Origin of the sequence: Halopseudomonas salina, from assembly GCF_014637955.1 — a bacterium.
Lineage (GTDB): Bacteria > Pseudomonadota > Gammaproteobacteria > Pseudomonadales > Pseudomonadaceae > Halopseudomonas > Halopseudomonas salina.
In genome coordinates this window covers 163,837-183,403 of record NZ_BMFF01000005.1, presented here as the reverse complement: position 1 = coordinate 183,403, position 19,567 = coordinate 163,837, and the positions used below count along the sequence as shown (strand labels likewise).

Genomic DNA, 19,567 nt, shown 5'->3' with positions numbered 1-19,567 from the left:
AGATTCATCATGCAATCGAGAGCGGGCCTGGCCCTCATACTGGCACTCACTGTGGTGACCGGCTGTAGTACCTTCACTGGCAAAAGTGGCGAAGCGCTGCCGCGTGACGCCCGCTGGGGGCTTGTACCCCTGGTGAACTATTCACAGACACCGCAGGCGGGTGAGCGTAGCGAGCAGATATTGCTCAGCGTTCTCAGTCAGCGCGGCCTGCAGCCAATTGTCTATCCCAAGACAGAGCAGGAAACCATGCTGTTTGATGATAGCGAACGTCTGGCTGCTGGTATGGAGTGGGCGCAGCGCCAGGGTTTCGACTACGTGATCAGCGGTAGTGTCGAGGAATGGCAGTACAAGAGTGGTCTGGATGGTGAGCCTGCGGTTGGTATCAGTCTGCGCGTACTGGAGCCAGTAACTGGCCGCGTTATCTGGAGCAATAGCGGAGCCAGGGCTGGCTGGTCGCGCGAAAGCCTTTCCGGTAGCGCCCAGAAAGTACTGCGTGAGCTCACCGACGACCTGCGGCTGGAATAATGTCAACTGAATCCCCGTACAAGGACTTCACCCTCGCGGCGCGTGCCAGTGAACTCGCAGCCTGGGTTGAAACAGTCCTACTAACCGCACTGGCGATCGGTCTGGGCATTTATTTCGTGCCGGAAGATCCATTGCAGGTGTATGAGTTTACCTGGCCGATGTTGGCACCGTTGCTGGTGGGACTGCGTTACGGGTTCGTCAAGGCGCTGGTCAGTGCCTGTCTTCTCGTTGCAGCATTGCTGTTGCTGCGCGAGTCGGGTCTGGAGGCATATCAGCGAATGCCGGGCGCCTGGATCATCGGCATGCTGGTAATCAGCATGGTGGTCGGTGAATTTCGGGATCTCTGGGATCGTCGGCTGCAGCGATTGCAGATGGCCAATGAATATCGTCAGTACCGGCTGGATGAATTTACCCGGGCGCATCAGATACTGCGTATTTCCCATGACCGGCTGGAACTGCGGGTTGCGGGCAGTGACCAGAGTCTGCGCAGCTCTTTGCTGATACTCCGTGAGCGTCTGCGTGAACTGAAGCCTCAGGGTGATCCGCTGGTAGCCATGGCGCAACCCATCATGGCCTTGCTGGGACAATATGGCTCATTGAGTATCGCCGGTCTGTACGCGATCAAGGACGGGCAGATGCAATCCCGTGCACTGGCCACCCTCGGCGATATGGACGAGCTGGATCCTGAAGATCGTATGATAAAGCTGTGTCTTGAGCAGGGCGAACTGATCAGTATTCGTGAAGAATTTCTCGAACGCGGTGATCAGGAGCAGTTTTCTTCGCTTCAGGTGTGTGTACCGCTGATCGATACCGAGGATAACTTGCTTGGCATCCTGGCGATCCGGCAAATGCCGTTCTTCGTCTTCAACGACCGTACTCTCAGTCTGTTGGCGCTCCTGGCTGGCCACGTAGCGGATCTGTTGCGTAGTGACGCCGCTGCCCTGCAGCTGCATGACGCCGACGCTCAGAGTTTCTCCCAGCAGCTGCGTCGGTCTCTGATCGACGTTGAACAGCATGATCTGGATGCCAGTTTGTGCATGTTCGAGTTGACGGATGCCAATCAGGAAATGATTCGTCTGTTCGCCGACAGTCAGCGTGGTCTGGATTTGCAGATACGCTTGATCAATGACCGTGGGCATGACTGCATTCTGGTATTGATGCCGTTAACGTCGACTGAAGGCTCTCGCGGCTACCTGACGCGTCTGCAGCACCAGGTTGCTGAACATTTTGGCCAGGGTCGTACGTTGGATGATGTGGGTGTACGGGTCATGTTCCTAGAGGTGGACCCCACGGGCAGACGCGAAGGTTTGCGCAATTTCCTTTATCACGAGTGTGGGTTGAATGATCAACAAGTTGCTATTTAGCGGCGCGCTGGTTTTCGAGTCCCTGAGTTGGGCCATGATCTTCCGTGAGCCGACGCTACTCGAAGGCATGCTGTATATCGTGCTACCGCATGCGGTGGCCTGCATACTGCTGGCGCTTGCCCTGTGGATGTTCCTGCCCATGCGCTACAAGTCGCCTGTGCCCTGGGCACCACTGTTTCTATTCAGCATCGCCTTTTTCATTCCATTGCTGGGTATGATCGGGGTCATCTTCTCTGTATTTCCGGCCTTGTACCTGCAGCGCAAGCGTGAGGAACAGGTTTGGCAGGCTACGGGTGTGCCCGGGCTGCCGTTCCGTCCCCTGGAGCGTCGGCACTCGCCCATGTTTCAGGATGGTGGTCTGCAGGACGTGCTGTTTCTTGCGACTGACCCGGAACGTCGCCTGAACGCACTTTTGGCGACCCGTCGCATGCCATCCCACGAATCGGTGCCGATACTCAAGTTGGCCTTGCGGGACCCGGCAGATGATGTACGTCTGCTCGCCTATTCGATGCTCGATCAGAAGGAGAGCGGCATCAACCACAGGATCGAGCGTCTGCTCGATCGGCTCGGCAAGAGTGATGATGAGAGCCCCGAGGCAACCCACGTCGGGCTGGCGCGTTGGTACTGGGAGCTTGCCTACCTGGGACTGGCCCAGGGCAGCGTTCTGGACCATATCCTTGGTCAGGCGCGTAAACACGCTGAACAATCCCTGGCCCTGCAATCCAACCCGGAGGTTCATTTGCTTGCTGGACGCATTGCGCTGGAGCAGGGTGACCTGAGTGCAGCCCGGACATCTTTCAAACATGCGGAAACCGGTGGTATTCGTTTCGAGAAAATTGCTCCCTTCCTCGCCGAGGCCGCATTTGCCGCGGGCCAGTATGAGGAAGTGCCGCGCTTACTGGCACGCTTACCCCAGCATGCCCTTTCCAGGCCGCCGTTTGCTGACCTCGCGAGGTACTGGTTATGACTGACCAGAACAGGTCGGGGCCTGTAGCACAACATGGCGATCAAGCCGACGTATGTCTGTTGCTCGAAGGCACCTGGCCCTATGTGCGTGGCGGTGTGTCTGGCTGGATAAACCAGATTATTCTCGGCCTCCCCAACGTCACTTTTTCAGTTCTCTTTATTGGTGGTCAGCGGGAATCCTATGGTGAGCGCCATTACGTAATTCCACCCAACGTAAAGCATATTGAAGAAGTTTTCATCGAGGATGCGTGGCAGTTTGCTCCCCGTGCCGAGCAAGCGCCGTCTGACGGCTCCGTACGCGATCTGGCGAACATGTACCGATACTTTCACCACCCGCAGAAACCCGACGAGATTACCGGGGATGCCGTGCTCGGGGCCTTGGCCAGTGGTCAGTTGACCATGCAGGATGTATTGCGCAGCCGGGCGAGCTGGGAGGCTATCACCGAGGGCTATCTAAACCACTGCAGCGACCCCTCGTTTATCAACTATTTCTGGACCATGCGCACCATGCAGTCACCGATGGTGATGATTGCCGAAGCCGCCGCGCGTATGCCCAGGGCGCGTCTGCTGCACGCAATCTCGACAGGATATGCGGGTTTGGCTGGTTGCATTCTCAAGCGCCGCTGGCAGTGCAAGTTCATACTCAGTGAGCACGGCATCTATACCAAGGAACGCAAGATCGATCTGGCTCAGGCCAGCTGGATCGCCGAGAACGCTGACGAAGCCCTCAATAGCAGCCTTGACCCAAGCTCTGGGTATATTCGTTCCATGTGGATCCGTTTTTTCGAGCGTATCGGTTTGATGGTCTATCGAAACGCTGACCCTATCATTGCCCTGTATGACGGTAATCGACAGCGCCAGGTACTAGATGGTGCCGACCCGGACCGCACCCGGGTGATACCCAATGGGATCGATCTGGAGCGCTGGAATGCCTTGCGGCAAACACGCGCTGAGGGTATCGCTCCAGTGGTAGGCCTGATCGGCCGGGTGGTGCCAATCAAGGACGTGAAGACCTTTATCCGCGCCATGCGTACCATTGTGTCCGAACTGCCCGAGATGGAAGGATGGATCATCGGTCCGGAAGATGAAGACATCGAATACGCCGCAGAATGTCACAGCCTGGTCGCCAGTATGGGCCTGGAAAAGAACGTACGTTTTCTGGGATTTCAAAAAGCCGACGAGATCATACCCAGGCTTGGAGTCATGGTGCTGACCTCCATTAGTGAGGCGCAGCCTCTGGTGATCCTTGAAGCCTGGTGCGCTGGCACCCCGGTAGTCAGTAGTGATGTCGGTTCGTGTCGTGAACTTATCGAGGGCGGCACAGCCGAGGATCGCGATCTGGGCCAGGCTGGCGAAGTGGTAGCCATCGCTGATCCCCAGGCCACAGCCAGTGCGGTCCTCAGACTGCTGCGCAACCCTGAGCGCTGGCAGACGGCGCAGACCGCGGGTGTGGCTCGGGCCAATCGCTACTATGGTGAAGCTTTGATGTTAGAGCGTTATCGCAAGCTTTACAGTAATTCAATGGGGAACCTCTAATGGCAGGAATCGGTTTTGAGCTGCGCAAGATCCTGGCGCGAGATTCCTACTCGTCGACGCTGCGGGCATACGTATATGCGGGTCTGCTGAGCGCGGGCCCATGGGTGCTGTCGATTATCAGCGTCATGCTGATCGGCATCATGAGTATTGGCGTGGTGTTTCCGGAATTGCTGGTCAGGCAGTTTCTGGTGACCACCACGTACCTTTTTGCCACATCGTTGATTACCACCGGTGGTCTACAGGTATTCTTTACCCGATTTGTTTCCGACAGGTTGTTCGAGAAAAAGCCCCACGTCATTTTGCCCAATCTTCTGGGCATCATGCTTATTGCGACTATTTGCGCTGGCCTGCTGGCCTTTGTACTGCTGTGGTGGCTGTTTGATCAGCCGTTCCTGTATAGGCTCCTGGTCCTGACAAACTTCGTCACCCTGTGCAATCTCTGGCTGGTGATCATCTTCCTGTCGGGCATGAAGCAGTACAACCGCATCCTGCTGACGATGCTAGGCGGTTATTCGCTTATGGTGGTGGCTTCGTTTTTCCTGCGCCCCTGGGGCCTGGACGGCCTGCTATTTGCGCTGCTTCTTGGTCATGCCACGCTGTTGTTCGTATTTCTGTTCGATATCCTTCGCGAATACCGTGCTGAGAAACTGATTGCCTTCGATTTTCTCGACCGCAAACAGGTATTTTTGAGCCTGCTGTTGACCGGCGTTTGCTACAACATGGGTATCTGGGCTGATAAGTTCATCTTCTGGTTCAACCCGATGACGTCGGAACACGTCATCGGGCCGTTGCGCGCATCAATGTTGTACGATCTACCGATCTTCCTTGCCTACCTCTCCATTATCCCAGGGATGGCCGTGTTTCTGGTACGCATCGAGACGGATTTTGCCGAGTGGTACGAACGCCTGTTCGACGCAGTGCGTGAAGGCCAGACCTTGCAGCATATCCAGCAGTTGAAGAGTGAAATGACCGTTGCCATCCGGCAGGGCTTGCAGGAAATCTGCAAGGTGCAGGGCATCACAGTGGTGCTACTGTTCCTGTTTGCTCCCAAGTTGCTGGAGTGGCTGGGAATCTCGCACTTCTATCTGCCCCTGTTTTACATCGACCTGATTGGCGTGAGTTTCCAGTTGCTGCTCATGGCTTTGCTCAACGTGTTTTTCTATCTGGATAAACGCGCCATCGTGCTGGAGCTGAGCGCCCTCTTTGTCTTGCTCAACATCGCACTGACCCTGCTCAGTCAGTACCTTGGGCCAAGTTTCTACGGTTATGGCTTCACGGTATCGCTGGCGATCTGTGTGCTGCTGGGGATGATGCGTCTGAACAAGTCGCTGGATGATCTGGAATACAATACCTTTATGTTGAGCCGGTGAGTTTCAGCGTGAAGGTTTTGGGATTCAACCGCTAAGTCAAAATGGATTCCCGCCTTCGCGGGAATGACGGGGGTGGGGTCAAGATGGATTCGCGCCCCGCAGAAATGACGGGGGTGGGGTCAAGATGGATTCCCGCTCCGCGGAAATCAGGGGGTTGCAAGGCGTGCTGTCCATTGACGGGGCGCCGCAGGTAAGCCTTTACGTCATCCTCGCGAACGCGGGGATCCATTCTCGGGTTCGGCAAAGTACAAGCCGCCCCCGAGCACGGAGTGTTTACACCGTCAGATACTGCTGCACCAGCTCATCACTCAGATCTGCAATCGGCCCATCAGCCATTACCCGCCCGCGCTCCATGATGAAAAAGTCATCCGCGGTGCGCCGGGCAAAAGGCAGCTTCTGCTCGACCAACAACACCGTCAGACCCATCTCCCGATTGAGCTTGCGGATCACCTCTCCGATGTCGCGCACGATATTGGGCTGAATGCCCTCGGTGGGTTCATCCAGAATCAGCAGTTTGGGATCCAGCACTAGTGCGCGGCCGATCGCCAGTTGTTGTTGCTGGCCACCGGACAGGTCACCGCCCCGTCGCGACTTCATCTCCTTGAGCACCGGAAACAGCTGGTAGATTTGCTCGGGAATCTGGCGGGCGCCGTCTCCTCGTGCGCCCAAGGAAATCTTCAGATTTTCCTCCACGGTCAGTAGCGGAAAGATTTCCCGGCCCTGGGGCACGTAGCCGATGCCCGCCCGGGCGCGGTTTTCGGTGGACATGCGGGTGATGTCCTTGCCGTTCAGCAGAATCTGCCCGTCACGTACCGGTAGTAGACCAGTAATGCACTTGAGCAGTGTGGTCTTGCCCACACCATTGCGGCCCAGTAAGCAACCGCAGGTGCCTTCGCGAACTTCCAGATCCAGGTCCCAGAGAATATGACTCTGGTTGTATAACTGATTGATCGATTCAATGCGCAGCACGGCTTACTCTCCCAGATAGACTTCGATGACGCGTGGATTGTTCTGCACCTGGTCCATGCTGCCTTCGGCCAGCACTGAACCCTGGTGCAACACCGTGACCTTGCGCGCAATGGAGCGCACAAAAGCCATGTCGTGTTCCACGACAATCACCGAATGCCTGCCTGCCAACGAGGTGAGCAACTCGGCAGTTTTCTCCACCTCTTCGCCGGTCATGCCAGCCACCGGTTCATCGACCAGCAGCACCCGTGGGTTCTGCACCAACAGCATGCCGATCTCCAGCCACTGCTTCTGACCGTGGGAGAGCGCACCCGCCTCCTGGTGGTAGTGCTCGGTCAGGCCGGTCTGGCGTAGCACCTCGTCAATGCGGTCGCGCTGCTCACCGTTCAGATCGTTGTTCAGCGTGTACCACACGTTCTTTTTCGACGCGGTTGCCAGCTCCAGGTTCTCGAATACCGAAAGCGCCTCGAACACCGTGGGCTTCTGAAACTTTCTGCCGATACCACCCCGTGCAATCTGGTGTTCTGAACGTTTGAGCAGATCGATACGTTGGCCGAACCAGATACTGCCGGTGTCGGGTTTGGTCTTGCCGGTAATCACATCCATCATCGTGGTCTTGCCGGCGCCGTTAGGCCCGATGATGCAGCGCAACTCGCCTTCATCGATAGTCAGGTCCAGATTGTTCAGCGCTTTGAAGCCATCGAAGCTAACGCTGATGTTTTCCACATAAAGAATCGGGCCGTGGGTGGTATCGACCACGCTATCGAACGCAGGCGGCGGCTGGACGAAATCAAACACCTGATCCCGGCGCCAGGTTTCGCGCAGTTGTTCTGTGGTTTTCATTCTTTGTCTCCCTTGCGCAGTAACCGACCGGCCAATCCCACCAGACCCTTGGGCATGAACAGGGTGACCATGACGAACAGGCCACCGAGTATGAACAGCCAGGTTTCCGGTGAAAATGTGGTGAAGAAGGTCTTGGCATAGTTGACCGAAAACGCACCCACCAGGGCGCCGAACAGCGTGCCGCGCCCACCGGTGGCAACCCATACCACCATCTCGATCGAATTAAGTGGCGAGAATTCGCCCGGGTTGATGATGCCCACCTGGGGTACGTAGAGCGCGCCGGCAACCGCTGCCAGCATGGCCGAGAAAACGAACAGCCAGAGCTTGTAGGATTCGACCTGATAGCCGGAAAAGCGCGTGCGGCTTTCCGCGTCACGGATCGAGATGATCACCCGGCCCATGCGCGAGGTAACGATATAGCGGCAAGCCAGATAGCCGAGAATCAGCATGATGGCGGATGCGATCAGCAGGCCGGCACGGGTCGAGTCAGCACTCAGACTGAAGCCGAGAATATCCTTAAAGTCATTCAATCCGTTGTTGCCGCCAAAACCCATCTCGTTGCGGAAGAAGGCCAGCATCAGTGCGTAGGTCAGGGCCTGGGTGATGATTGCAAAATACACACCGGTGACCCGCGAGCGGAACGCCAGCCAGCCAAACACCAGGGCCAGCAGGCCCGGCACCAGCAGCACCATCAGCATCGCGAACCAGAACATGTCGAAGCCCTGCCAGTACCAGGGTAGCGTTTCCCAGTTGAGCACTACCATGAAGTCCATCAGCTCGGGATGCCCGTATACACCGCGATCGCCGATCTGACGCATCAGGTACATGCCCATCCCGTAGCCGCCCAGCGTAAAAAAAGCCCCGTGACCCAGGGACAGAATACCGGCATAGCCCCAGATCAGATCAACAGACAGGGCGAGCAGGGCGAAGCAGAGAAACTTGCCGAGTAGCCCGACGGTAAAGTTGGATACATACAATGGTGACTCCGGTGGCACGGCCAGGTTCAGCACCGGCACCACGATCGCGATCAATGCGACCAGGCCGAGCACCACCATGCCGCCCCGATCGTTAAGTAATAGACGTTGGATCAGCATACTTCCCTCTCAATAATCATTGGCTTGAGCAGCGATGCACGTTTAAGCGCATCAGTCTGCCGCCGCGCGTCCTTTCTGCGGGAAGAGTCCCTTGGGCCGTTTCTGGATAAACAGGATCAGCATGATCAGCACCATGACCTTGGCCAGCATCGCGCCAGCGTAGGGTTCCAGGAAGTTGTTGATCAGCCCCAGGCTCATCGCGCTGACCAGCGTGCCCCAGAGGTTGCCGACGCCGCCGAACACCACCACCATGAACGAGTCGATGATGTAGGCTTGGCCCAGGTTGGGGCCTACGTTGGTGATCTGCGAGAGCGCTACGCCGGCGATTCCGGCTACGCCGGAACCCAGCCCGAAGGTCAGCGCGTCTACCCAGCTCGAGCGCACACCCACTGCGCGTGCCATGGCGCGGTTCTGCGAGACAGCGCGTACTTTCAGGCCCAGCGAAGTGCGCTTCATCACCAGTAGCAGGGCGAAGAACACCATCAGCCCGAAGATCAGGATGTACAGACGGGTGTAGGTGATCGACAGTACCGGGTTGATGACCAGTGTGCCGCTGATCCAGTCCGGCGAGCTGACCGAGCGGTTAAGCGGACTGAACAGGGTGCGTACCGCCTGCTGCAAGACCAGGCTTAGGCCGAAGGTGGCCAACAGGGTTTCCAGCGGACGGCCGTACAGGAAGCGGATCACACCACGTTCGATCAGGATGCCGACCAGGCCGGTGATGACAAAGGCGGCGGGAATGGCGATCAACAGGCTCCACTCGATCAGACTCGGGAACAGCACCTGCACGCCCCAGGTGGTATAGGCACCCAGCATGATCAGCTCGCCGTGGGCCATGTTGATCACGCCCATCACGCCGAAGGTGATCGCCAGGCCGATAGCGGCCAGTAGCAGGACCGAGCCCAGGCTCAGGCCAAAGAACAGATTCTCGACGAAGCGGTAGAAACTGATGCGACCCTCGATCGATTGCAACGCCTGTTGCGCCTCGGCGCGCAGTTGGGGGGCTGCGTCGTTGGCTGCGATATCTGCCAGTTCGTTTCGTGCCTGGCGCTCCAGGGAACCGCTGAGCTGCTGTACCGCCTCCAGGCGCACTGACGGATCCTCGCTGTTCAACTGAAACAGGGCCCTGGCAGTCTCTATAGCCTCGAGCACCAGGGTGGATTCCTCCACCTCTTGCCGGGCGCGCAGCATCTCGACGGTTCCTTCGTCGATACCATCGTAAATCATCCGCCGTACAGCGTCATAGCGTACCTGCGCATCCGCGTTATTCAGGCTGAGTTGGGCGATCAGTCCGCGCAGTTGGGTGCGCAGGGCGTTGTGCACCGGCACGCGGCGCAAGCCTTCAGTCGTCGCCAGCATCTCGCCGGTAAGGGCATCGGTAGCCACATCACCGTCGCGTATGGCCACGGTAGGGGGATCATTGCGATCGGCCTGCAGGTCACCTGCGGCGAGCGCGGTAAAAATGGCTGGCAGCCTTTCATCGTCATAGACAGCGAGCTTGCTAACGGTCTTGATGCGGTTGGGCAGGTTGCCTTGCACCAGTTGATGGACCAGTGTTTCAAATTCGTTGGGTTGAGCAGACTCGACTGTGCCGTCGTTTGGATCTGCTGCATTGGTTTGCGCATGCAGACTGGCGTTGAAACCGAGGCTGCAGAGCAGCAAAAGCCACGCGCAACAGACGCGCAGCGATTGCCAGGTTATGGCGCGGCAGGGTGTATTCATCGCAGTGTTCTCACTTGTGTGGTCGTGACAGGTCCGGCGTCGCGCCGGACCTGTAGCCGATCGCGGCCCCTGAATCGAGACCGCTAGCCTGTTGCCGTTTATTCGGCAGTGGCGCCCACGCAGGTCTTGGTTTCTGTGTTGTAGTTGCCACAGTTGACGGGGTCGGTCCAATCACCGATCAGGTTCTTGCTGCCTTCCAGGTAGTCGGACCAGGCGTCACCGGCGACCAGATCATCGGTCTGGGATACTGTGAGGAACTGGCCATCATCCTGGATCTCGCCGATCAGCACCGGCTTGGTGATGTGGTGGTTGGGCAACATGACGCTGGTGCCGCCAGTCAGGTTGGGCACTTCCACGCCGACCATCGCATCGATCACAGCATCGACATCAGTAGTACCGGCTTTTTCCACAGCTTTGACCCACATGTTGAAGCCTATGTAGTGCGCTTCCATCGGGTCGTTAGTGACACGCTCGGGGTTCTTGGTGAATTCGTGCCACGTCTTGATGAACGCCGCATTCTCTGGAGTATCTTCACTCATGAAGTAGTTCCAGGCCGCCATGTGGCCAACCAGCGGACCGGTATCGATACCTGACAGCTCCTCTTCACCCACGGAGAAGGCGATGACCGGAATGTCTTCAGCGGAGATTTTCTGGTTACCCAGTTCGCGGTAGAAAGGCACGTTGGCGTCGCCATTGATGGTCGATACCACGGCGGTCTTCTTGCCGGCACTGCCGAAGCGCTTGATTTCGGACACGATGTTCTGCCAGTCGGAGTGACCGAACGGCGTGTAGTTGATCATGATGTCTTCTTCAGCCACACCATTGGCTTTCAGGTAGGCCTCTAGGATGCGGTTGGTTGTGCGCGGGTAGACGTAGTCGGTTCCAGCCAGCACCCAGCGCTCCACGCCAATGTCGTCCTTCAGGTAATCAACGGCTGGTATGGCCTGCTGGTTTGGCGCGGCGCCGGTGTAGAACACATTGCGCGAAGACTCTTCACCCTCGTACTGCACCGGGTAGAAAAGAATGCCGTTCAGTTCTTCGATAACCGGCAGAACCGATTTGCGTGATACTGAAGTCCAGCAACCGAAGATCGAATCTACCTTGTGTTGCTCCAGCAGTTCGCGGGTGCGCTCGGCGAACAATGGCCAGTCAGAAGCAGGATCCACAACTACGGCTTCAAGCTGTTTGCCGAGCAGACCGCCTTTCTTGTTCTGCTCTTCGATCAGCATCAGCATGGTGTCTTTCAGCGTCGTTTCTGAAATGGCCATGGTGCCGGATAGTGAGTGCAGTACACCTACCTTGATGGTTTCAGCCTGCACAGTCATTGCGCTGAGCGCCATGCTGCACGCGACGCCAAGCGCCCCGGCCTGTTTGACTAATTTTCTGATTTTCATGGGTCTTTCTCCGTGTGAAGTACTTATCCTGATGTGTGAAAACAAGCTTGCAAACAACGGGTGCATCTCTGCGCGGTTGGAGCCGGTCAGCATGCCGCCGGCCCTTCTTTATCAGCTTGGCGCCGTATCTGGCGGTCGGCTTTTGTTCTGGTTCTGCCGTGCTTCAAAAATCATGTGCAGGGTGATCTTGCGCACCTCTGCCTTGCTCTCCTCTATGTGTGTCTTGAGCATCAGCTGGGCCTCCTCGGTGCGGCGCTGAATAATGCTGCCGAGGATTTTGCCGTGCTCCAGATAGGTCGCCTCTATGCGTGGCGCCTTGGTGAAATCGATACGTCGAACGATGCGTAGGCGCTCGGTCACGTCATGATGAATACGGGCCATCTCGACGTTGCCGGTGGCCTCGACCAGTTGCTCATGGAAGCGTTCATCCAAGGCGCAGACTGCCGGGCCGTCGCTCAGGCGGTCCGCTGGGTGAACCAGCCAGATCGCTTTCAGTTCATCCAGCGCCGGCGCTGCCTCCATCTCGCATAGCCGCTTGACCGCCGCCATCTCCAACACGATGCGCACGTCATACAGCTGCTCGTACTGTTCGAAGTCGAAGGGCCGCACCTGCCAGCCGCTGCGAAAGGATACCTCTACAAAGCCCTCGCGTTGCAGGCGTGTGAGCGCCTCGCGAACTGGCGTACGGCTGGCTGAAACCCGCTCGGCTATTTCGCTTTCGGTAAAGCGATCCCCGGGCAGCAGCTGAAAATCGAAGATGCTCTGCTTGAGTTGCACATAAATACGTTCGGTCAGGTTCTGCCGGCGTTCTGGCGTCTTGCTCGCCTGGCCGTCAGCTGCCCTGTTCAATCTCAGAACCCCTGTTTCTCTTGCTGCGCCCTGGTCCATTATCTAGTCCTCGAGAACCAGTAGCAGATCACCCGCATTCACCTGCTTGCCCGGGGCGCAGTGGATAGCGCCCACCAGACCTGCCCGCTCGGCGTGCACGGCGAACTCCATCTTCATGGCCTCGACAATCAGCAGTGGCTGATCGGCCTCGACTGTTTGTCCGGGCTCGACTAGCAGCTTCCAGATATTGCCGCTGATGTCGGCCAGTACCGCCAGGCCGTCGACCTCGATGGGTTGTTCGCTGGTCCTTGTTTGTAATGCGGCGTCGACGTTGGCTTCCTCGTCTGCCTGCCAGAGTGCAACTTCCTCGGTGAAGGCGGCCTGCTGATGCGCCTTGAATGCGCTGATGCTTTCGGCGTTGTCATGTAGAAACTGTTCGTGTTCCGCCAGATCGAAGTAGCTCTCCTCGATACGAATATTCAGGCGGCCCTCACGGAAGGCTTCGCGCTGCTCGGTCAGCTCTTCCTCGGACACCTCGTAGTAACGTACCTGGTCAAAGAACTTCAGCAACCAGGGCTCCTGGTTGATAAACACGGGGCTTTTCAGGAACTTGTTCCAGATTGGCAACGTACGACCCACCAATTGGTAGCCACCGGGAGAATCCATGCCGTAGATGCACATGTAGACGCCGCCGATACCCACAGTGCCCTCGGCGGTGTAGGTACGCGCCGGGTTGTACTTGGAGGTCAGCAGGCGGTGGCGGGGATCCACGGGCACTGCGCAAGGGGCGCCCAGGTACACGTCGCCCAGACCGAGCACCATGTAACTGGCGCTGAACAGCACATCACGCACCGCATCGATACTGTCCAGCCCGTTGATCCGGCGCATGAACTCGGTGTTGCTCGGCAGCCAGGGCGCGGTGTCGCGCACCGACTGGCGATAGCGTGCAACAGCGTCCAGGGTGGCAGCGTCCTCGAAAGCCATCGGGAGATGAATCACCCGGCTGGGCACGCGCAGGCTGTCGGGCAGGTTGTGCTCGATCGCCAGCAGACCCGCAACCAGATTCTGCTGATGCAGTACGCGGCTGTCGTAATTCACCTGCAGTGAACGCACCCCGGGTGACAGCTCGATGATGCCCTCGATAGGCGTGGCCTTGAGTGCTTCCATCAGCGCGTGAACACGCAGTCGCAGACGCAGATCAAGCACGTTGTCGCCATATTCGAGCAGGATGTACTTGTCGCCGGCCTGACGGTAAGTCACTAGCGGGCGGCTGCCTTGCTCGGGTAGTGACGCAAGAATGCAGGCAGACAGCCCATGATCCGGCTCGGGGATGGACTGTGGCTCTATTGCCGGCAGCACACTGAGGGTCTCGATTGCCTGATCCTGCGCCTGCTCCATGGCCAACGCCGTATCAAAGCCCACTCGCTTGAAGCGAATGCGATCCCCCGGCTTTACCTGACCCACTTTCCACAGCTCGGCCTTGATGATGGTGACCGGGCACACGAAGCCGCCCAGGCTCGGCCCGTCGCGGGTCAGAATCACCGGCATGTCGCCGGTAAAGTTGATCGAGCCGACCGCATACTCGGTGTCATGGATGTTGGAAGGGTGCAGTCCGGCTTCGCCGCCGTCACTGCGGGTCCAAGTCGGCTTGGGGCCGTTCAGGCGTATGCCCAGGCGGTTGGAGTTGTAGTGCACCTCCCAGGCGGTGCCGAAGAACATCTCGATGGCTTCTTCGGTAAAAAAGTCCGGCGCCCCATGGGGCCCGTAAAGCACACCGACTTCCCACTCCCGCGGACCGGTGTCGTCACTGGCGTAGTCGGGAATCAGTCCATGCGGGGCGGCAGCCGGCTCGTAGCAGGGCGCGGACGTGGTGCAGGCGGCGATCGCCGGATTGCTGATTGGCAGCATGTCGGTAGCGCGCAGGGTGCGACCTGCATGGCCGCCAAACTGGCCGAGCACAAAGGTCGAGCGGCTACCTAGGTAGACCGGTACATCGATGCCATTGCGCACGGCGAGATAGGAGCGGCAACCGGTGCTGGCTTTGCCGACTTCAAGCACCTGTCCGGCCTTGACGCTAACCGGTGCCCAGAAGGGCACTTCGGTACCATCCAGAGTGGCACTTGATTGTGCACCGGTCAGGGCGATCACACTATCGGTATGAAAGCGCAGAGTCGGACCGATCAGCGTACATTCCAGGCCGGCTGCACTCTCGTGGTTACCGACAATCCGGTTGGCCAGGCGGAAGCCATAGTCGTCCATCGGCCCCGAAGGCGGCACACCGACACTCCAATAGCCAGCACGACCGGGGAAGTCTTGCACCGTTGTGTATGTGCCGGGTTTCACCACCTCGATCACCGGCGCTTGGAAATCAAAACTGGCCAGGCGATTGGTTGCCACATCGCCAGCGGCAAAAAAGTCGGTGGCGATGATCTGGCGCAGGTAGTCCAGGTTGCTGGCGATGCCGGCGACCGAGGTGCTGTCCAGCGCGGCACGCATTTTCGCAATGGCGTCGACGCGGTCGCTGCCGTGCACAATGATCTTGGCGATCATCGGGTCGTAGTAGGCTGAGACTTCAGTGCCGGTCGCAACCCAGGTATCGATGCGGGCGTCTTCCGGAAAGCTCACATGGGTCAGCACGCCGGGGGAGGGCTGGAAATCGCGGACCGGATCCTCGGCATACAGGCGCACTTCGATTGCTGCGCCCTTGGGGTTAATTTCTATATTCAGGGCCGGCGGCTCCCCGGCGGCGGTCAGGATCATCCACTCGACCAGATCCACACCGGTGCATGCCTCGGTAATCGGATGCTCGACCTGCAGACGCGTGTTTACCTCGAGAAAATAGAACACATCACGGTTGGCATCGTAGATATATTCCACGGTGCCGGCGGAGCGATAGTTGACTGCCTTGCCCAGCTCCACCGAGGCGGTCATCAGCTTCTCACGGGTGGCGGCGGGCAGATCGGGTGCGGGGGTTTCCTCGACCACTTTCTGATTGCGGCGCTGCAGGGAACAGTCACGCTCGCCCAGAGCCAGCACCTGACCCTTGCCGTCGCCGAATATCTGTACTTCCACATGGCGCGCATTATCCACAAAGCGCTCAAGGAAGACGCCGCTGTCGCTGAAGAAGTTCTGCCCCAGGCGTTTGACGGTTTCGAAGGCTTCGATCAGTGCTGCTTCATCGTTACAACGCGTGAGACCGATGCCGCCGCCGCCGGCGGTACTTTTCAGCATGACCGGGTAACCCAGTTCGGCGGCGGAGCTGATGGCTTCCTCCAGGGAGGCAAGCAGACCGGTGCCGGGCGTAAGTGGCACACCGGCACGCTCGGCAATCTCGCGGGAGGTATGCTTGAGACCGAACTGGCGGATCTGGTCCGGTGTAGGACCGCAGAAGGCGATACCGGCTGCTTCGCACTGTTCGGCAAACTTGGCGTTTTCGGACAGAAAGCCATACCCCGGAATGATCGCCTGCGCGCCGCAATCCTTGGCAGCCGCCAGTATGCGGTCGGCCTGCAGGTAGCTGTCGGCGGCGCTGTTACCGCCCAGGCAGATTGCCTCGTCACAAGCATGTACGTGAGCGCTGTTCCGGTCGGCGTCGGAGTAAATGGCCACCGAGCGGATGCCCATGGTCTTCAGGGTGCGGGCGATGCGGACCGCAATCTCCCCGCGGTTGGCTATCAGTACAGTGTTCAGCATGGTGCAAGTCCCTTTGATGTGCTCAGCGTGAGGCGATGTAGGCGCGCCAGCCGCCAAGATGCGTGATATCGGTAGCGCCATCGACTGCAGCGCCCTCACAGATGAAGCCCTTCACCTCACGGCCGTCCTGCAGTGTCAGAGTCCCGATACCCAGCGGGGCTGGAACCAGCGCAACAAAACTGCCGAACAGGTCGACTGGTACATCCCAGAGCTCAACGGCAATGGTTGCTCCCTCGTTGGCGCGGATCAGACCGGGTTTAGGTGGTGTGGTATTGGGCAGGGCGTAGAGCCGGTAATTGCCGGCGGTAAAAGTGCTCTCGACAAAGCGTGCATGGCGCTCGGTCAATTGGATGTTCAAGGGCATGCCGCTCAGGTGGGCACCGACTACAGCCAGTCGTACATGTCCGGCGGGAACTTGGGTAGCTATAACAGGTGCGGGTAATGAGCGATCGGTAGCGCCGGCTTTCCAGGGAGCGAAAGCCTCCCAACGGCGACCGAATTCAGCCAGTGAGCCATCCTGCCAAGCGGCGCCAATCAGTGTGATGCCGAATGGCAGGCCGTCTTCGCGCAGGCCGGCGGGCAGCGCCAACGCGGAGCAGTCTGCCAGGTTGACGAAGTTGGTCCAGGTGCCAAGCTGGCTGTTGACCCCGACCGGATCCTGTTCCACTTCTTCCAGGGTCGGCATCCGCGGAGTGGTCGGTACCAGCAGCGCATCCACGCTACCCATGAGCGCCTGAATGGTCCGTGCCAGATCCGCGCGGCGGTATTCGGCCTTGTAGGTATCCGTAGCGCTGAAGTTCTGCGCCTGGGCCAGGATGCCGCGCACCACCGGGTTCATCTGGTCGGCGTGGGCGTCCATGAATTCAGAGACCGCAGCGTAGCGCTCGGCCACCCACGGCCCTCCATAGAGCAACTCAGCCAGTTGCTGCATCGGGCTGTAATCAAGCTCGACCAGCTCCACGCCCATCGCCTGCAGTTTGGACAGACTGGCTTCCCAGGCGGCCGCATATTGGCTGTCGCCGAACCAGGGAAGCGAGGCGGGGATGCCCAGTCGTGGCTTGACCGGTAACAGCGTGGCGGCAGTTGGCGGCTTGCGGGAATAGCCGTCGGTAGAGTCAAAACCTTCCATCACGCCGGCGACTATCTCAGCATCCGTCACATTCAGGGCAAAAATCGATACGCAGTCCAGACTGCGACAGGCCGGCACTACGCCAGTGGTGCTGAAGCGGCCTCGAGTAGGTTTGAGTCCGACCAGGTTATTAAAGGCAGCCGGCACGCGGCCGGATCCTGCGGTGTCGGTACCCAGGCTGAACGGCACCAGGCCGCGGGCGACGCTGACCGAGGACCCGGAGCTGGAGCCGCCAGAGATGTAATGCTTGTCGAAACTATTGGGTACCGGGCCATAGGGTGAGCGAGTACCGACCAGTCCGGTAGCGAATTGATCGAGATTGGTCTTGGCCAGGACCACAGCACCGGCCGCACGCAAACGCGCCACACAGGTGGAGTCAGCAGTAGCTGTATAGGCATACTCAGCGCAGGCGGCGGTGGTTGGCAGGCCGGCAACATCAATATTGTCCTTTACCACATAGGGGATGCCATACAAGGGCAGCTGGCGTGCGTCGGGCAGTGCTTCCAGCGCATCGAGCTGAGCGCTCAGTTCGGCATGGGAAAGCACATGGATGAACGCAGGGTCCTGCCCATCGAGTTGCGCATGAATTTGCTCAAGGGCGGTGCGTGGAGTCAGGTCGCCGCTGCGGTAGGCTTCGAGCCACTCTGTGATTGTCCATCCGGATTGCTGAGCCATCTGGCCTCCTGCTGATCGTGAAAATACCGTCTTGTATACAAGTGGGTGTTCAACACGAGAGAGCAGGTAACGTGCCAATTTCTGACAATGTCATTAATTGACAAATAAATACCTTGTAAAACAATGAAATACCTCCAGTCCAGAGTGTCTGGCTTTCGATGGAAAGATGTCGGAGTAGCCGACGTGCATGGTCTTTCGCGGCCCAAAACAGTGCCGTTGGTCCCGTTTTGGTGCGCGCAGGGGAGGGGATGTTGCCGCCGTTGGCCGGCCTGATGGTCTAGTATGAAGACCGCAGGTCTTAGCTTTAAGGATCAGATAAATGCGCAGGTAAAACCGTACTTTTGTCATCCACAGCTGGGAAGATTAATGAAATGTCAGGTCCCTATTGACCCCGAGATCGCTTGGTCTTATGGTGCGCCACGAACGTTGAGGCTGGCACGATCCATACGGCTCAAGTACTGACGACGAGACAGCGAGACACGCGCAATACGGCGTTCTTATTGCTTTCGGCGCACGCCTTGGGAAGTAGGCGAACCAAAGTGGGGATACTGATCAGACGTTCGCACCCCCCGGGTTATTTCTTCACACGACCCGACCTGAAATAGTTGCTTTGGAGCCAATGCATGTCTATCAAACTCGACGAATACTTTGATCGCGAAACCTTCAGCCGTATCAAGGCCTGCGCCGATCAGCACGAGACCCCCTTCCTGGTTGTTGACCTGAAAACCATCGACCGTGCCTATGACGAACTAGTCGAAGGCTTTCCCTTCGGCAAGGTCTACTACGCGGTCAAGGCCAACCCGTCCAATGAAGTTTTGGGGTTGCTGAAGGACAAGGGCGCCAACTTCGATATCGCCTCCATCTATGAGCTGGAAAAGGTCATGGCCCTGGGCGTCAAGCCCGAGCAGATCAGCTTCGGTAACACCATCAAGAAGTCCAAGCATATCCGCGCATTCTATGAAAAGGGCGTGCGGCTGTACGCCACAGACTCAGAAGCCGACCTGCGCAATATCGCCAAGGCCGCACCGGGCTCGAAAATCTATGTGCGCATTCTGACTGAAGGCTCGACCACGGCTGACTGGCCGCTGTCGCGCAAGTTCGGTTGCCAGACCGACATGGCCATGGACCTGCTGGTTCTGGCCCGTGAACTGGGCCTGGAGCCCTACGGTATTTCTTTCCACGTGGGCTCACAGCAGCGTGATATTGGCGCCTGGGACGCGGCGATCGCCAAGGTGAAGGTAATCTTCGAACGCCTGAAGGAAGAGGACAATATCACCCTGAAGATGATCAACATGGGTGGTGGCTTCCCGGCCAACTACATCACCAAGACCAACACCCTGAAAACCTACGCAGAAGAAATCACCCGTTTCCTGCAGGAAGACTTTGGTGACGACCTGCCCGAGATCATTCTCGAGCCTGGTCGCTCCCTGATTGGTAATGCGGGCGTATTGGTCAGTGAAGT

At 58.3% G+C, this 19,567-nt stretch carries 14 protein-coding genes; 6 read left to right on the top strand and 8 right to left on the bottom strand.

Annotated elements, in window-relative coordinates:
• Positions 1-9: 9 nt before the first annotated feature.
• From IEV54_RS12920 to pelG, 5 genes are read left to right on the top strand one after another with little or no spacing between them, the layout of a single operon-like run.
• Positions 10-525 carry a penicillin-binding protein activator LpoB gene (locus tag IEV54_RS12920; RefSeq protein WP_150278045.1) on the top strand — a complete coding sequence of 172 codons (516 nt, stop codon included), beginning with the start codon at positions 10-12 and terminating at the stop codon, positions 523-525.
• Positions 525-1,889, top strand: a complete 1,365-nt coding sequence (locus tag IEV54_RS12915; protein WP_150278046.1) for a PelD GGDEF domain-containing protein — start codon at positions 525-527, stop codon at positions 1,887-1,889. Before IEV54_RS12920 ends, IEV54_RS12915 begins: the two co-directional genes overlap by 1 nt.
• The gene (locus IEV54_RS12910; RefSeq protein WP_150278047.1) at positions 1,867-2,856 is read left to right on the top strand and encodes a tetratricopeptide repeat protein; all 990 of its coding nucleotides are present in this window, start codon (positions 1,867-1,869) and stop codon (positions 2,854-2,856) included. The genes IEV54_RS12915 and IEV54_RS12910 overlap by 23 nt, the downstream gene beginning before the upstream one ends.
• Positions 2,853-4,391 (top strand): GT4 family glycosyltransferase PelF, encoded by a 1,539-nt coding sequence (gene pelF, locus IEV54_RS12905; protein WP_150278048.1) that lies wholly within the window; start codon positions 2,853-2,855, stop codon positions 4,389-4,391. The genes IEV54_RS12910 and pelF overlap by 4 nt, the downstream gene beginning before the upstream one ends.
• Positions 4,391-5,761, top strand: a complete 1,371-nt coding sequence (gene pelG, locus IEV54_RS12900) for an exopolysaccharide Pel transporter PelG (protein WP_150278049.1) — start codon at positions 4,391-4,393, stop codon at positions 5,759-5,761. Before pelF ends, pelG begins: the two co-directional genes overlap by 1 nt.
• Before the next feature lie 273 nt (positions 5,762-6,034).
• On the opposite strand, the gene urtE is transcribed toward pelG, so the two are convergent.
• The 8 genes from urtE to atzF all read right to left on the bottom strand — a co-directional run bounded on the left by urtE (position 6,035) and on the right by atzF (position 18,105).
• Positions 6,035-6,730, bottom strand: coding sequence for an urea ABC transporter ATP-binding subunit UrtE (urtE, locus tag IEV54_RS12895; RefSeq protein WP_150278050.1), 696 nt, complete (start codon positions 6,728-6,730; stop codon positions 6,035-6,037).
• 3 nt (positions 6,731-6,733) lie between these two features.
• On the bottom strand, positions 6,734-7,570 hold the full coding sequence (urtD, locus tag IEV54_RS12890; protein ID WP_150278051.1) for an urea ABC transporter ATP-binding protein UrtD: 837 nt from the start codon (positions 7,568-7,570) through the stop codon (positions 6,734-6,736).
• Positions 7,567-8,664, bottom strand: coding sequence for an urea ABC transporter permease subunit UrtC (gene urtC, locus IEV54_RS12885; protein WP_150278052.1), 1,098 nt, complete (start codon positions 8,662-8,664; stop codon positions 7,567-7,569). Before urtC ends, urtD begins: the two co-directional genes overlap by 4 nt.
• 51 nt (positions 8,665-8,715) lie before the next feature.
• Positions 8,716-10,386, bottom strand: a complete 1,671-nt coding sequence (gene urtB, locus IEV54_RS12880) for an urea ABC transporter permease subunit UrtB (protein ID WP_150278053.1) — start codon at positions 10,384-10,386, stop codon at positions 8,716-8,718.
• A 98-nt stretch (positions 10,387-10,484) separates the two neighbouring features.
• Entirely contained in the window at positions 10,485-11,780 is a 1,296-nt protein-coding gene (gene urtA / locus IEV54_RS12875; protein ID WP_150278054.1) for an urea ABC transporter substrate-binding protein, read from the bottom strand.
• A gap of 111 nt (positions 11,781-11,891) precedes the next feature.
• A complete protein-coding gene (locus tag IEV54_RS12870) occupies positions 11,892-12,668 on the bottom strand; it encodes a GntR family transcriptional regulator (protein ID WP_150278055.1) in 777 nt (258 codons plus the stop codon).
• Positions 12,669-12,671: 3 nt separating this feature from the next.
• Positions 12,672-16,301: an urea carboxylase gene (uca, locus tag IEV54_RS12865; RefSeq protein ID WP_150278056.1), complete on the bottom strand. Its 3,630-nt coding sequence runs from the start codon at positions 16,299-16,301 to the stop codon at positions 12,672-12,674.
• Between the two features lie 22 nt (positions 16,302-16,323).
• Positions 16,324-18,105: an allophanate hydrolase gene (atzF, locus tag IEV54_RS12860; protein WP_150278057.1), complete on the bottom strand. Its 1,782-nt coding sequence runs from the start codon at positions 18,103-18,105 to the stop codon at positions 16,324-16,326.
• Positions 18,106-18,728: 623 nt separating this feature from the next.
• Between atzF and IEV54_RS12855 the strand changes: the two genes are divergently transcribed.
• Positions 18,729-19,567 (top strand): type III PLP-dependent enzyme (locus tag IEV54_RS12855; protein ID WP_188434466.1); only part of this gene is annotated, 839 nt, incomplete at its 3' end.

Excerpts from the sequence above, each read along its gene's own strand:
- pelG (WP_150278049.1), top strand. The coding sequence starts at position 4,391 with ATGGCAGGAATCGGTTTTGAGCTGCGCAAGATCCTGGCGCGAGATTCC.
- urtC (WP_150278052.1), bottom strand. The coding sequence starts at position 8,664 with ATGCTGATCCAACGTCTATTACTTAACGATCGGGGCGGCATGGTGGTG.
- IEV54_RS12920 (WP_150278045.1), top strand. The coding sequence starts at position 10 with ATGCAATCGAGAGCGGGCCTGGCCCTCATACTGGCACTCACTGTGGTG.
- urtD (WP_150278051.1), bottom strand. The coding sequence starts at position 7,570 with ATGAAAACCACAGAACAACTGCGCGAAACCTGGCGCCGGGATCAGGTG.
- urtA (WP_150278054.1), bottom strand. The coding sequence starts at position 11,780 with ATGAAAATCAGAAAATTAGTCAAACAGGCCGGGGCGCTTGGCGTCGCG.
- atzF (WP_150278057.1), bottom strand. The coding sequence starts at position 18,105 with ATGGCTCAGCAATCCGGATGGACAATCACAGAGTGGCTCGAAGCCTAC.
- urtB (WP_150278053.1), bottom strand. The coding sequence starts at position 10,386 with ATGAATACACCCTGCCGCGCCATAACCTGGCAATCGCTGCGCGTCTGT.
- IEV54_RS12910 (WP_150278047.1), top strand. The coding sequence starts at position 1,867 with ATGATCAACAAGTTGCTATTTAGCGGCGCGCTGGTTTTCGAGTCCCTG.
- pelF (WP_150278048.1), top strand. The coding sequence starts at position 2,853 with ATGACTGACCAGAACAGGTCGGGGCCTGTAGCACAACATGGCGATCAA.
- uca (WP_150278056.1), bottom strand. The coding sequence starts at position 16,301 with ATGCTGAACACTGTACTGATAGCCAACCGCGGGGAGATTGCGGTCCGC.
- IEV54_RS12915 (WP_150278046.1), top strand. The coding sequence starts at position 525 with ATGTCAACTGAATCCCCGTACAAGGACTTCACCCTCGCGGCGCGTGCC.
- IEV54_RS12870 (WP_150278055.1), bottom strand. The coding sequence starts at position 12,668 with ATGGACCAGGGCGCAGCAAGAGAAACAGGGGTTCTGAGATTGAACAGG.